Source organism: Stenotrophomonas sp. AN71 (assembly GCF_050435725.1).
In the GTDB taxonomy this organism is placed as follows: Bacteria; Pseudomonadota; Gammaproteobacteria; order Xanthomonadales; family Xanthomonadaceae; genus Stenotrophomonas.
On the sequence record NZ_JBNDKU010000003.1, the window covers coordinates 204,143 to 217,815 of the forward strand.

Sequence of the window (13,673 nt, forward strand, 5' to 3'; positions counted from 1 at the left end):
ACGAATGGCGGAAGACAGCAGGAGTCGAACCTACCAGGGAGCGATCGACGCCCCCTACTGGGTTTGAAGCCCAGCCGCATGCCCGGATGCGCATGCCTTCCGAAAGTACGGCGATGCCGGCGCGCTCATCCCCGCGGGACGTTCCATTGGAGGTCGCCGCGCGGCCGATGGTGGTCACCAACGCGTCGAGTGTAGCCAACGCGATCGAAGAACTCCAAGATCTGGATGCTGCGCTTGCGGCCCAGGCCGACGGCATCGCGGAACGCCGCTGCATCCACCGTACCGGTGGCGTGTGACAGCTGCGCGAGAATCGTGGCCAGCTCGGCGATGCGGGCGGGGGCGTAGAACAGGTCCGGTACCACCTGGAACAGTTCGCCACGCGCGGCAGCCCGGCGCAGGACGGCGCGGACATGGTCCTCGGTGAGGCCCATATCGGTGGCCAAGGTACGTACCCACGGTGGATCGAAACCACCGGCGTGCAGCAGCGGCAACACACGTTCGAGCAGGAGCCGTTCACGCTCCGGCGGCGCGTGATCGTGGTTGGGCAGCCGCCACCATGCGCCCGTACGCTGCACGCTGCCGTCGTCGAGCAGGTCCTGCAGCAAGACGCTCCAGAGGCTGGCCGCCAGCGTGGGCAGGGTGCTGCGCTGCAGGCGTCCGCTGTCGACACCGGGTTCGTCGGGGCGTCGTTCATGCCAGCTCCGCAGCGAAGCAATGATCCGCTCACGCAGTACCTGCCAGTGCGAGGCAAGGATGATCACGGTATCTTCGCGAACGGTGATGCGCAGTGCGTCCGCAGGAAGATCGATGTCTGCAGCCGCACGTCGGCAGTAGCGCTGCAGCGCGGCCATGGGAATGCCGGTGGGTGCCTGCTGTAGCAGCAGACCAACGTCTGCATTGGCAGCCAGTTGTTCCAGAGCCGCCAGCCATACCAGTCTTGCCGGGCTGCGCCGACGCCGCTGCGGCGGATCCGGATCGAGCACGATGCCGCCGCCCACCGTCTGGGTAGCCGCGGAATCACGGGCGATGAAGCGGTCACCGCACATCGCGCAGACCGGCGCATCGAACACCAGCTGGACAAGCTGCCCATGGCCGTTGTCGTGGTCCTCCAGCAGCACCACATGCGCCTGCCGGTGCATCGTGCCCCAGTGGATGTGCAGCGGCGTCCAGTCCCGTACCGGTGCGGCCAGTGCGGACAGCCGCAGGCGCGCATCGACGCGGGTGGTCGCCAACAGTGCGCGCGGATCGGCGATCCAGTCGCCACGGTGGATCTCGTCGCGCGCGATGGCGGCCAGGTTCAACGCACAGCGCTGCCCGGCCATCGCATGTTCACTGGCCTGGTTCTGCGCGTGGATGCCGCGCACGCGCACTTCGGTGGCGGCCGGCATCAGCTGCAGGTGTTCACCCATAGAGGCAACACCGCCATGCACCGCGCCGGTCACCAGCGTGCCGTGGCCCGTCAGCGAGAACACGCGGTCCACCGGCATGCGGAACAATTCGCCGCGCAACGCAGCGTGGCCTGCGCTGGCGCGTTCCGCGGCCAATGCATGCAGATGGCTGCGCAGCGCGGCGACACCCGGATCGTGGGTATCGGTACTGTTGCAGGCGAATGTGGGGGAATCCTGCAGCGGCGTGGCGGCCAGCAATGCAGCGATCTCGATCTCGGCCCGGGCGATGCGCGCAGCGTCCACGCGGTCGATCTTGGTCAGTGCCACCACACCACGATCCACGCCCAGCAGCTGCAGGATCGCCAGATGCTCGCGGGTCTGCGGCATCACCCCGTCGTCGGCGGCGACCACCAGCAAGGCCACATCGACGCCGGTGGCACCGGCCACCATCGTGTGCACGAAGCGCTCGTGGCCCGGCACATCGACGAAGCCCAGCATGGCCCCGGGCTCGACTGCCGCCGTCGCCTCGACCGGTACATAGGCATAGCCCAGTTCAATGGAGATGCCACGTGTACGCTCTTCCTGCAGGCGATCGGTCTCGATGCCGGTCAGTGCCCGCACCAGGCTTGTCTTGCCATGGTCGATGTGGCCGGCGGTACCGACGATCATGCCTGCAGTGCGCTCCACTGGGCGAGGAACGCCGTTTCGTCAGCGGATTCCAGGCAGCGCAGATCCAGCCACAGTGCATCATCGGTGATGCGGCCGAGCACCGGCTTCGGCAACTGGCGCAGACGCTTGGCCAGGCGATCCAGGCCGCCTCGGTGCGCGCTGGTGATGCGCAGCCCCGCACTGGCCAGCTGCGCCTGTGGTTGTGCGCCGCTGCCGATCTGGCTGTGCATCGGCGCCTGTTCGATGACGTAGTCGATTGCCAGCGCCGCGCGCATCGGCTGCAGCAGCCGCTGCGCCTGCGCATCGATATCGCCCTGCGTGCGTGACAGGGTGCGCAGCGTCGGCAGCCGTCGTGCCAGCAGCTCCGGTTCGCGATACAGGGCCAACACCGCCTCCAGTGCGGCCAGGCCCATCTTGTCCATGCGCAGTGCCCGCTTGAGCGGGTTGCGGTTGATCCGCGCAATCAGGTCGGCGCGGCCGGCGATGATACCGGCCTGTGGCCCGCCCAGCAGCTTGTCGCCACTGAAAGAGACCAGGTCGGCGCCGGCCGCCAGCGTTTCCTGCACGGTGGGCTCGTGCGGCAGGCCGAATTCTGCCAGGCCGCACAGGCTGCCGCTGCCCAGGTCCACTACCAGCGGCAGGCCACGTTCGTGCGCGATGGTGGCCATCGCTGTAGTGTCGACCTTGGCGGTGAAACCGGTGATCGCGTAGTTGCTGGCATGCACCTCCATCAGCAATGCGGTACGCGTGCCGATGGCATTGGCGAAATCGGCCGGATGGGTCCGGTTGGTCGTACCCACTTCCAGCAGCCGTGCACCGGCACTGCGCATCACATCGGGAATGCGGAAGGCGCCACCGATCTCCACCAGTTCGCCACGTGACACCACCACTTCGCGGCGGTTGGCCAGGCTGTTGAGCAGCAGCAGGACCGCCGCCGCATTGTTGTTGACCACGGTGGCCGCTTCGGCGCCGGTCAATTCGCAGACCAAGGACTGCACCCGCGCGTCGCGGTCGCCACGACGGCCACGGGCAATGTCCAGTTCCAGATCGACCGGGGTGGTCATCGCGCAGGTGACGGCGTGCACCGCGGCCTCGGGCAGCAGGGCGCGGCCCAGATTGGTGTGCAGCACGGTGCCGGTCAGGTTGAACATCGGCTGCAGGTTCAGCCGGGCATCGGCGGCGATGGCGGCGTCGACCACTGCGACCAGCGCCGGGCCATCCACTGCCTGTTGCAGCTGTTCGGCCGACAGGTGCCCGGCATTGATTCGTTCGCGCAACGCCTGCAGGTGTGAACGCAGCAGCGAGGTGATGCGGCTGCGGCCATGTCTTTCGATCATCGCCGCCAGCGCGGGCAGCCGCAGCAGCCGGTCCAGCGAGGGCAGGGCGGCGACCGATGCCGGGGGCGTGCGTGGCATCGGGTCAGTCGCCGTCCGACTGCCACAGCAGCGGGTTCTGGCTGGCACGTGCATAGCCTTCCTCGCCCAGCAGCAGGTCCAGCGCCAGCGTGCCGAGATCGTCGGCTACCGGTTCCAGCGCCGGGTCCTTTTCCAGGTAGAGGATCTTGCGGTAGCTGTGGCAGTGGTCGCAGGTTTCGGCACGCACTGCGCTTTCGCGCACGGCCTCGCCGGTATCGCCGTCCGCGTCGGCCAGGGCGCGGTAGGCGATGTCCCTGCCGGGGGTGCCACACTGGCTGCATTGCACGCGCACGTAGTGCCATTGGCAGGCGCACAGCGAGCACGATAGGTAACGGTAGGAGGCATAGGGTGGGCGCGCCTGCACGACGCTGGCGACCGGCAGGCTGCCGCACAGCGGGCACAGCCCCGGCGCGTCGGCCAGCGGTTTCAGGTCGGTGGGGCGGAAGCCGCTGGCCAGCAATACCCAATACACCTGAAGCGCATTCATCACCAGCAGCGCAGCGACTGCATCCACCGAGGGCGCGTCGTCCCGCTCCAGCACCGCATGCGCCTGAGCATCGAGCCAGGCGTCGTCGGCAGCGACAACGCGCTGCAGTTCCTGTCGCGTCTCTGCTGGCAGCCCGGCCTCATCGGCGCAGTGCCGGCACAGTGTGCGCAGCCAGTCGCGCCAGCGGTCGTCGAGCCGCAGCGTGTTGGCCGGCCTCAGTGGCATGCCGGCACTGGCAGCAGCACTCGACTGCTGCCCGCGCGCCTGGGCCTGAAGTGCTTCGCGCTGATGAGGTGTCAGTTCATCCAGCAGCGCCTGCTGTGCATCGGCCAGCGCTGCCAGCAGCTGCAGGTAGCCGCCGATGGCGCTGTGTGCGGCCAGGCTGCGCAGTCGTGCCGCGCGTGCGCTGAAAAGATGGGTGGCATCGGGCAGGATGATGCGGGGGACGTCGCGCGAGGCGAGCGTCTCGATCTCACCGGGTTCAAGGATGCGTTGCGCCATGCAGGGCCAGCCGGAAGAACCAGCCTCCATCCTCGCTGTTGTCGGCGCTGGCGTCCAGCGTGTTGCAGGCCATGCGAGACGTCGGGGTCAGATCCGTTTTCCTCTGGAAAACGGATCTGACCCCATCGGTCGTTGCCGTGTTCATCGTGTCGACCAAGGTCGACACCCACCAACAGAAGCCCATGACATTCCGACAGACCGCGGAAAACTGTCGAAGGCGGGGTGGGTCCGGTTGCGAGGGCGTGAGCGCCATGGATGGCGCGACCGAGCTTACATGGGTGAGGGCGCTTTGCTTGCGAAGCATTGCTTCGCAAGCAAAGCGCCCGAACGCCCAGCCGCCAGCGGCCGGGCCGGGCCCCGGAGGGGTACTTGCAGCGTCCCCCGCAACCGGACCCACCCCGCCATCCCGCAGGAAGCCGGCATTTGACGTTGATTCTGCGGGTGCAGGGCCGCAGGCACGGCCGCTAACCCTCTTCCCGCCGCCCGCGCAGGATGTCGCGGAACCACTGCCGGTGATGCTTGTACGCCCACCCATAGGTCACCTTGCCCTGGGTCATCGCGCGCACCGAGCCCTTGATCCAGATCGCCGCATAGATGTGCACCACGATCGCGCATATCAACACCCAGCCGAACAGCGCGTGGGCGAGTACCGAGAACCGGATCACCCCGATCGGGAAGAAGTGGCTGAAATACTGCCGCCAGATCACGAAGCCGGTCAGCAACAGCGCCGACAGACAGCCGATGATGGCCCAGAACAGCAGCTTCTGGCCGGCATTGAAGCGGCCCACCGGGGGGAGTTTCTCATCTTCGTTGCGCAGCACATCGCGCATGCCACGCATCCACGCGCGATCGTCGGGGCTGAGGAAGTTGTCACGCCACATCCGCAGTGCCAGCAGCGCAAAGCCGACCACCATGGCCAGGCCGACGAACGGATGCAGGATGCGCGTCCATGGTCCACCACCGAACAGCTGGGTCAGCGGAAACAGGGCCGGATGGAACAGCGCCAGCCCGGACAGCGCGGTCAACACGAAGCAGATCGCCACGATCCAGTGATTGATGCGGGTCGGCGCGCGGTACCGGATGATCTGTCGTGGGTGCGGTGCGTACTTCATGGCTGCTGCTCCTCCTCGATCTTCTTCGCCTCGTGCTCGGCTTCCTCCTCTTCCTCGTCGTTGACCGTATTGCGGCCGATGCCGATGTAGTGCAGGAAGCCGGCGAAGGCGGTGGCCGCGATGGCCAGCACGCCCAGTGGCTTGGCCACGCCCTTCCAGATCTCCACCATCGGGCTGATGCGCGGGTCCTTGGGCAGGTCGGCGTACAGCTCCGGCTTGTCCACGTGCTGCAGCACGTACATCACGTGGGTGCCGCCGACGCCCTGCGGATCATACAGGCCGGCATTCTCGTAGCCGCGCGACTTCAGGTCTTCCACGCGGCCGGCGGCGTGCTCGGTCATCGCCTGCTTGCTGCCGAAAGTGATCGCGCCGGTTGGGCAGGTTTTCACGCAGGCCGGCTCCTGGCCTACCGCCACCCGGTCCGAACACAGCGTGCACTTGTAGGCCTTGTGGTCCTTCTTGGAGATGCGCGGCACGTCGAACGGGCAACCGGTGACGCAGTAGCCGCAACCGATGCAGTTCTCTTCCTGGAAATCGACGATGCCGTTGGCGTACTGGATGATCGCGCCCGGCGACGGACAGGCCTTCAGGCAGCCCGGGTCGCTGCAGTGCATGCAGCCTTCCTTGCGGATCAGCCACTCCAGCTTGCCCTTCTCGTCCTCGTATTCGCGGAACTTCATCACCGTCCACGACTGGTCGCTGAGGTCGGGCGGGTTGTCGTAGCTGCCAACGCAGCTGCCGACTTCGTCGCGCAGGTCGTTCCATTCCATGCAGGCCACCTGGCAGGCCTTGCAGCCGATGCACTTGCTGACGTCGATCAGCTTGGCGACCTGGCCGGTGTGCGCACTGCGCGCCTGCGGCGAGGGCGTGGTGGTGGCCGAGCGGCGGATGATATCCAGTGATTGCAGTGACATGGCGTGTCTCCTACACCTTCTCGACCTTGACCAGGATGCACTTCGATTCAGGCGTCTGCGAATTGCCGTCACCGATGGCGTTGGTCAGCGTATTGGCGATGTAGCCGGGCTTGGCCGCACCGAGGAACCCCCAGTGGATCGGTATGCCCACCTGATGGACGGTCCTGCCATCGATCTGCAGGGCCTTGATGCGCTTGGTCACCATTGCCACCGCCTCGATGTGCCCGCGCTTGGAACTCACGCGCACGCGGCTGCCGTTGTTGATGCCCAGCTCGTCGGCCAATGCGGCGCCGATCTCGACGAACTGTTCGGGCTGGATGATGGCGTTGAGCCTGCCGTGCTTGGTCCAGAAGTGGAAATGCTCGGTAAGCCGGTAGGTGGTGGCCACGTGCGGGAACTCATCAGGTGAACCGATCTGCGCCCGATCACTGGCAAACACGCGCGCGGCGGGGTTGTTCAGCGTCTGCGCCTGGCCGGGGCTGAGCGGGTTGCTGCGCAGCGGCGTATCGAACGGTTCGTAGTGCTCCGGGAACGGACCCTCGGCCATGCCGGCCTTGGCGAAGAAGCGGGCGATGCCTTCCGGGTTCATGATGAACGGGCCCATGCCGCCGGCGGGGTCTTCGTCGGCCTTGAAATCAGGCACGTCCACGCTGCCCCAGTTCTTGCCATTCCAGGCCAGCAGCGTGCGCCGTGGGTCGAACGGCTGCCCGGCCACGTCGCACGAGGCGCGGTTGTACATCACGCGCCGGTTGGCTGGCCATGCCCAGGCCCAGCCCAGGGTATTGCCGATGCCGGTCGGGTCGCTGTTGTCGCGCTGCGCCATCATGTTGCCGTTCGGGCCCCAGGCGCCGATGTAGATCCAGCAGCCGGATGACGTGCTGCCATCGTCGCGCAGGTCACCGAACGCGGCCAGCTGCTCGCCGGCCTTGCGCACAAGCCTGGTCGGGTCTTTCGGATCGAACACGTCCACCAGTGCTTTGCCGTTGTATTCCATCGCCAGCTCTTCCGGGGTCGGCACCTCCGGGTTGGAATACTTCCAGGCCAGGTCGCGCACCGGCTCCCACCAGGCGCCACCGTCTTTCTGGTACAGGGCTTTGATGCGATGGAACAGCTCGGACATGATCTCGATGTCGCTGCGCGCTTCACCCGGTGGGTTGGCGCCCTTCCAGTGCCACTGCAGCCAGCGCGAGGAGTTCACCACCGCGCCGTTCTCCTCGGCGAACGACGTGGTCGGCAGGCGGAACACTTCGGTCTGGATGGCGCTGGGGTCCACATCGTTCAGCGCGCCGTGGTTCTGCCAGAAGGCGATGGTCTCCGTCTCCAGCGGGTCCATGCTGACCATGAACTTCAGCTTGGAGAACGCGCTGATCAGCTTGCCCTTGTTCGGCGCCGAGGCCAGCGGGTTGAAGCCCTGGCAGATGTAGCCGTGGATCTTGCCCTCGTTCATCAGCTCGTACGCCTGCAGCATGTCGTACGGTTTGTCGAGCTTGGGCAGGTAGTCGAAGCACCAGTTGTTGTCGGCGGTGGCGGCGTCGCCCCACCACGATTTCATCAGGCTGACATGGAACTTCGGGTAGTTCTGCCAGAACGACATCTGGTTGGCGCGCAGCGGCTTCTGCGTGCGCTTGGCGATGTAGGCGGTGTAGTCCTGCTCGTCCTGTTTCGGCAACGTCAGGTAGCCGGGCAGCAGGTCGGACATCAGGCCGATGTCGGTCAGGCCCTGGATGTTGGAATGCCCGCGCAGTGCGTTCATGCCGCCACCGGCCACGCCGATGTTGCCCAGCAGCAGCTGCACCATGGTGCCTGCACGCACGTTCTGCGCGCCGATCGAGTGCTGCGTCCAGCCCAGCGCGTACAGGATGGTCATCGCCTTGTCCTTCCCGGCGGTGGACGCGATCATGTCCCAGATCTGGCGGATGCTGTCGGCCGGCGTGCCGCAGATGCGTTCGACCATCTCCACGGTGTAACGCGCGTAGTGCTGCTTGAGCAGGGTGTAGACGCAACGTGGATCCTTCAGTGTCGGATCACTGCGTACGAAACCATCCTCACCGTACACGTAGTCCCAGCTGGAGCGGTCGTAGCTGCGCTTTTCTGCGTCGTAACCCGAATACAGGCCGTCCTTGAAGGCGAACTCGTCCTTCACCAGGAACGACATGTCGGTGTAGTTCAGCACGTACTCGTGCTGGATGCGGTCCTCGGTCAGCAGGTAATTGATCAGGCCGCCCAGGAACACGATGTCGGTACCGGTGCGGATCGGCGCATACACGTCGGCCACCGCGGCCGAGCGGTTGAAGCGCGGGTCGACCACGATCAGGCGGGCCTTGTTGTGCGCCTTGGCCTCGGTCACCCATTTGAACCCGCACGGGTGTGCCTCGGCGGCATTGCCACCCATGATCAGGATCAGGTCGGCATTCTTGATGTCGACCCAGTGATTCGTCATCGCACCACGGCCTAGCGTCGGGGCAAGACCTGCCACCGTCGGGCCGTGTCAGACACGTGCCTGGTTGTCGAATGCCAGCATGCCAAGGGAGCGCACGACCTTGTGGGTCAGCACCGCGGTTTCATTGCTGGTGGCCGAGGCGGCCAGCATGCCGGTGGTCAGCCAGCGGTTGACCGTCTGCCCGGCTTCGTTCTTCTGCACGAAGTGGGCATCGCGGTCTTCCTTCATCAGCCGCGCGATGCGGTCCAGCGCATCGTCCCAGCTCAGCCGTTTCCACTCATTGGAGCCCGGTGCGCGGTACTCGGGGTAGAGCAGGCGCGACTTGCTGTGGATGATGTCGGCCAGGCCGGCCCCCTTCGGGCACAGCGTGCCGCGGTTGACCGGATGGTCGGGGTCGCCCTCGATGTGGAAGATGCTCGGCTCGGCGTTCTTGGCGCCATCGCCGAGGCTGTACATCAGGATGCCGCAGGCCACCGAACAGTAAGTGCAGGTGTTGCGGGTCTCGGTCGCGCGGGTCAGCTTGTACTGCCTGACCTCCGCGAGCGCGATGCCGGGCGCGAAGCCCATCAGGGCCAGGCTGGAGCCCACCAGGGTTGTCCCGGTGACCTTCAGGAACTGGCGGCGACTCATCGAGGGCATGCCGTTCTCCTTGGATGGCGGGGCGGCACGCAGACCACCCGGCTGTCGGTAGGTACGCGCCGGTTATAGCACAGCCCCCCGGATGCCCATGTGGCACAAGGGCCGGCGCCTGCCGGACGGGCGCGCAAAGGGGCCTCTCTGGTAAAGTTGCGTGCCCGCACCCCGGGGAAGCGTCTGCCGGGCCTGGTTCCAGGATGTTCCGCGCAGCCCCCGCCATCCTGGCGCGATCCTCCGCGCCGGATCTGGAACACCGAGGAAAAATTTTGCGAAATCAACCAGTTGGGTTCCGCGCATGAGCGCCCCGTCGAAGCCGGCGGACGCCGTTGCGCGCGGCACGCTGTACATCGTTGCCGCCCCGTCCGGCGCCGGCAAGAGCAGCATCGTCAATGCCACCCTGGCGCGTGACCCGCAGATCGCCCTGTCGATCTCCTTCACCTCCCGCGCCATGCGCCCGGGTGAAGTGAACGGCCAGCACTACCACTTCGTCAGTGCCGAGACGTTCGAGCAGATGATCGCCGCCGGCGACTTCTTCGAGCACGCCTGGGTGCATGGCGACTGGAAGGGCACCGCCCGGCAATCGGTGGAGCCGCAGCTGGCCGCCGGCCAGGACGTGCTGCTGGAGATCGACTGGCAGGGTGCGCAGCAGGTGCGCCAGCTGGTGCCGGGCACGGTCACCGTGTTCATCCTGCCGCCGTCCAAGCAGGCCCTGCAGGACCGCATGCGCAAGCGTGGCCAGGACAGCGAGGCGGTCATCGCCCAGCGCCTGGGCGCGGCGCGTGACGAGATGCTGCACTTCAACGAGTTCGACTACGTCATCGTCAACGAGGTGTTCGACACCGCCGTGGACGAGCTGTGCGCGATCTTCACCGCCAGCCGCCTGCGCAGGGAGGCCCAGAAGGTCCGCCATGCCGGCCTGATCCAGGCCCTGCTGACCCCCGATCCGGGTGCAACTGACTGATTCCAAAAGAATCGGGTGGGGGTTGGCTTGATTTTGTCCAGCCCCTGCCAGTACACTCCGTCCCCTTTCCCTCATTCGACTGAGCGGCCGACCGGTCGCCGGGAGCCCGTATGGCCCGCATCACCGTAGAAGATTGCCTGGAAGTCGTTAACAACCGTTTCGAGCTGGTCATGATGGCATCCAAGCGTGCCCGCCAGCTCGCCAACGGCGTGCAGGCCACGCTGGACAACAGCGAGACCGAGGACAAGCCGACCGTGCTGGCGCTGCGCGAAATCGCTGCCCGCAAGATCGACAATGCGCTGATCGACGAAGTCGAGAAGGCCGAGCGCGAGCGCGCCGAGCGCGAAGCACTGGAGTGGGCGGCCGCCGAAGTGGTCGCCGACGAAGACATGTCCAAGAACGACGATTGATCACATCGATCGACGTCATTGCTGGATAGCCGAACAGCCCGCCCCGTGCGGGCTGTTTCGCATTCAGGATTTGCCGTAAACGTCGCGCTGGAATAGGCTGCGGGCATGAACCCAGGCCCCACTGCCAAGGTCGCCGCAGCTCCCACTGCCGCCGTACCCGACTACGTCCTCCAGCTTGAACGCGCCGCCCACTACCTGCCGCCGGAGCAGTTGCCGCTGCTGCGCCGTGCCTGGGAAGTCGGGGCCTCCGCGCACGCTGGGCAGACGCGCAAGTCGGGCGAGCCCTATATCACCCATCCGGTAGCCGTGGCGCAGGTGCTGGCCGAGCTGGGCCTGGACGTGGAAGCGCTGATTGCCGCGATTCTGCACGACACCATCGAAGACACTCCGCTGACCCGTGAAGCGCTGGCCGCCGAGTTCGGCGAGGCCGTGGCCGAGCTGGTCGATGGCGTGACCAAGCTGGACAAGCTGAAGTTCCGCGACCGCCAGGAAGCGGCCGCCGAGAGCTTCCGCAAGATGCTGCTGGCGATGTCGCGCGACCTGCGCGTGATCATGATCAAGCTGGCCGACCGCCTGCACAACATGCGCACGCTGGGCGCGCAGAGCCGCGAAGCGCGCAGCCGCATCGCCCGCGAGACGCTGGAGATCTACGCACCCATCGCCCAACGGCTGGGCATGAGCCTGGTCAAGAGCGAGCTGCAGAACCTCGGCTTCAAGGCGCTGTACCCGTGGCGCCACGCCATCATCGAAAAACACATCCGCAGCCAGCCGGTGGTGCGCCGCGAGTCGATGGCGCAGGTGGAGGTGCAGCTGTCGCAGCGCCTGGCCAAGGAGGGCATCGAGCACCGCCTGGTCAGCCGCATCAAGACGCCGTGGAGCATCTACAACAAGATGCGCGACGAGAACAAATCCTTCGACCAGGTGATGGATGTGTTCGGCTTCCGCCTGGTGGTGCGCAGCGTACCCAGCTGCTACCACGCGCTGGGTTCGGTGCACGCCACCTTCAAGCCGCTGGACGGGCGCTTCCGCGACTTCATCGCGATTCCCAAGGCCAACGGTTACCAGTCGCTGCACACCGTGCTGTTCGGGCCGTATGGCTCACCGATCGAAGTGCAGATCCGCACCGAGGAAATGGACCTGATCGCCGAACGCGGTGTGGCCGCGCACTGGACCTACAAGTTCGGTGGTGATTCGCCCAACAGCGCGCAGAGTCGCGCGCATGCCTGGATCGTCGAGCTGATCGACTCGCAGCGCGCCGCCGGTTCCTCGCTGGAGTTCCTCGACAACGTCAAGGTCGACCTGTTCCCGGACGAGGTCTACCTGTTCACGCCCAAGGGCAAGATCCTGGCCCTGCCGCGCAATTCCACCGCGCTCGATTTCGCCTATGCCGTGCATACCGACGTCGGCAACATGGCCGTGGCTTCGCGCGTGGACAAGAAACTGGTGCCGTTGCGCACCAAGCTGGTGTCGGGCCAGTCGGTGGAGATCATCACCGCACGCTCGGCCACGCCGAAGCCGCAGTGGCTGGAGTTCGTGGTCACCAGCAAGGCGCGCACCGCCATCCGCCACCAGCTCAAGCAGCTGGAGCATGAGGACGCCGTGCAGCTGGGCCATCGCATGCTCGACCGCGCGCTGGAAGCGATGGACTCCTCGCTGGAGCGGTTGCCGAAGGGGCGCCTGGATGCCTTCCTGGCCGAGCACCGCTTCCCGCGCCTGGAGGCGCTGCTGGCCGAGGTCGCGCTGGGCAACTGGATGCCGACCCAGGCCGCGCAGGCACTGATGGCCTACGCCGAGCTGCGCGGTGGCCCGCATTCGCGCCACCACTCGCAGGAAAAGATCCTGATCAACGGCAGCGAACGCGGCGTGGTCACCTTCGCCGGCTGTTGCCAGCCGATTCCCGGGGACGAGATCATGGGTTACCACACTGCCGGCAAGGGCATCGTGGTGCACCGCATGGACTGCCCGAACCTGGCCGAGCTGCGCAAGTCGCCCGAACGTTGGGTGCCGATCGGTTGGGACACCACCGTCTCCGGCGACTACGACACCTCGCTGGTGGTGGAGGTGGAGAACGGCACTGGCGTGCTGGCGCAGCTGGCCGCTGCCATTGCACAGAGCCACTCCAACATCGAGCGGGTGGACTACCTGGACCGCGACTTCAACGCCGCCGTGCTGGCGTTCAATATCCAGGTGCGCGACCGCAACCATCTGGCCGAAGTGATGCGCCGCCTGCGCCGCCTGTCGGTCGTGCAGGCCGTGCGCCGCCAGTAGGTCCACGCCATGCGTGGATGATGGCCCGGCGCTACCGGGTTGGTACAATCACCGCTCTGTTTTCCCCCAACGCACCGGAGCGACCATGTCCCGCCAGATCATCAACACCGAAAAGGCTCCCGCCGCCATCGGCCCGTACTCGCAGGCCGTGCGCGCCGGCAACACCGTGTACTTCTCCGGCCAGATCCCGCTCGACCCGGCCACCGGCGATATCGTCGGTGCCGGTGACGTCGAAGCGCAGGCCCGCCGCGCCTTCGACAACCTCAAGGCCGTGGCCGAAGCCGCCGGTGGTTCGCTGGACCAGGTCGTGCGTCTGGGCCTGTACCTGACCGATCTGGGCGAGTTCGCCAAGGTCAATGCGGTCATGCAGGACTACTTCCAGGCCCCGTACCCGGCCCGTTCCACCATCGAAGTGTCCGGCCTGCCGAAGGGCGCCAACTTCGAGGTCGACGCGGTGATGGTCATCGACTGA

At 66.3% G+C, this 13,673-nt stretch carries 10 protein-coding genes and 1 tRNA gene; 4 read left to right on the forward strand and 7 right to left on the reverse strand.

Annotated features, from left to right (window positions below):
* Positions 1-5: 5 nt before the first annotated feature.
* The 7 genes from ABH900_RS06920 to fdnG all read right to left on the reverse strand — a co-directional run bounded on the left by ABH900_RS06920 (position 6) and on the right by fdnG (position 9,565).
* Positions 6-101: transfer RNA gene (locus ABH900_RS06920), tRNA-Sec, on the reverse strand.
* A gap of 24 nt (positions 102-125) precedes the next feature.
* On the reverse strand, positions 126-2,057 hold the full coding sequence (gene selB, locus ABH900_RS06925) for a selenocysteine-specific translation elongation factor (RefSeq protein WP_429622155.1): 1,932 nt from the start codon (positions 2,055-2,057) through the stop codon (positions 126-128).
* Positions 2,054-3,472: an L-seryl-tRNA(Sec) selenium transferase gene (selA, locus tag ABH900_RS06930; protein WP_429622156.1), complete on the reverse strand. Its 1,419-nt coding sequence runs from the start codon at positions 3,470-3,472 to the stop codon at positions 2,054-2,056. The genes selB and selA overlap by 4 nt, the downstream gene beginning before the upstream one ends.
* Before the next feature lie 4 nt (positions 3,473-3,476).
* On the reverse strand, positions 3,477-4,460 hold the full coding sequence (gene fdhE, locus ABH900_RS06935) for a formate dehydrogenase accessory protein FdhE (protein WP_429622157.1): 984 nt from the start codon (positions 4,458-4,460) through the stop codon (positions 3,477-3,479).
* A gap of 464 nt (positions 4,461-4,924) precedes the next feature.
* The gene (locus ABH900_RS06940) at positions 4,925-5,572 is read right to left on the reverse strand and encodes a formate dehydrogenase subunit gamma (protein WP_429622158.1); all 648 of its coding nucleotides are present in this window, start codon (positions 5,570-5,572) and stop codon (positions 4,925-4,927) included.
* Positions 5,569-6,486, reverse strand: coding sequence for a formate dehydrogenase subunit beta (fdxH, locus tag ABH900_RS06945; protein ID WP_429622159.1), 918 nt, complete (start codon positions 6,484-6,486; stop codon positions 5,569-5,571). The genes ABH900_RS06940 and fdxH overlap by 4 nt, the downstream gene beginning before the upstream one ends.
* Before the next feature lie 10 nt (positions 6,487-6,496).
* The gene (gene fdnG / locus ABH900_RS06950) at positions 6,497-9,565 is read right to left on the reverse strand and encodes a formate dehydrogenase-N subunit alpha (protein ID WP_429622160.1); all 3,069 of its coding nucleotides are present in this window, start codon (positions 9,563-9,565) and stop codon (positions 6,497-6,499) included.
* 292 nt (positions 9,566-9,857) lie between these two features.
* Between fdnG and gmk the strand changes: the two genes are divergently transcribed.
* The 4 genes from gmk to ABH900_RS06970 all read left to right on the forward strand — a co-directional run bounded on the left by gmk (position 9,858) and on the right by ABH900_RS06970 (position 13,673).
* Positions 9,858-10,523 (forward strand): guanylate kinase, encoded by a 666-nt coding sequence (gene gmk / locus ABH900_RS06955; RefSeq protein WP_429622161.1) that lies wholly within the window; start codon positions 9,858-9,860, stop codon positions 10,521-10,523.
* 110 nt (positions 10,524-10,633) lie between these two features.
* Complete coding sequence (rpoZ, locus tag ABH900_RS06960) at positions 10,634-10,933, forward strand: DNA-directed RNA polymerase subunit omega (protein ID WP_005410877.1); 300 nt, start codon at positions 10,634-10,636, stop codon at positions 10,931-10,933.
* Positions 10,934-11,038: 105 nt separating this feature from the next.
* Entirely contained in the window at positions 11,039-13,201 is a 2,163-nt protein-coding gene (locus ABH900_RS06965; RefSeq protein WP_429622162.1) for a RelA/SpoT family protein, read from the forward strand.
* A gap of 85 nt (positions 13,202-13,286) precedes the next feature.
* Positions 13,287-13,673, forward strand: coding sequence for a RidA family protein (locus ABH900_RS06970; RefSeq protein WP_429622163.1), 387 nt, complete (start codon positions 13,287-13,289; stop codon positions 13,671-13,673).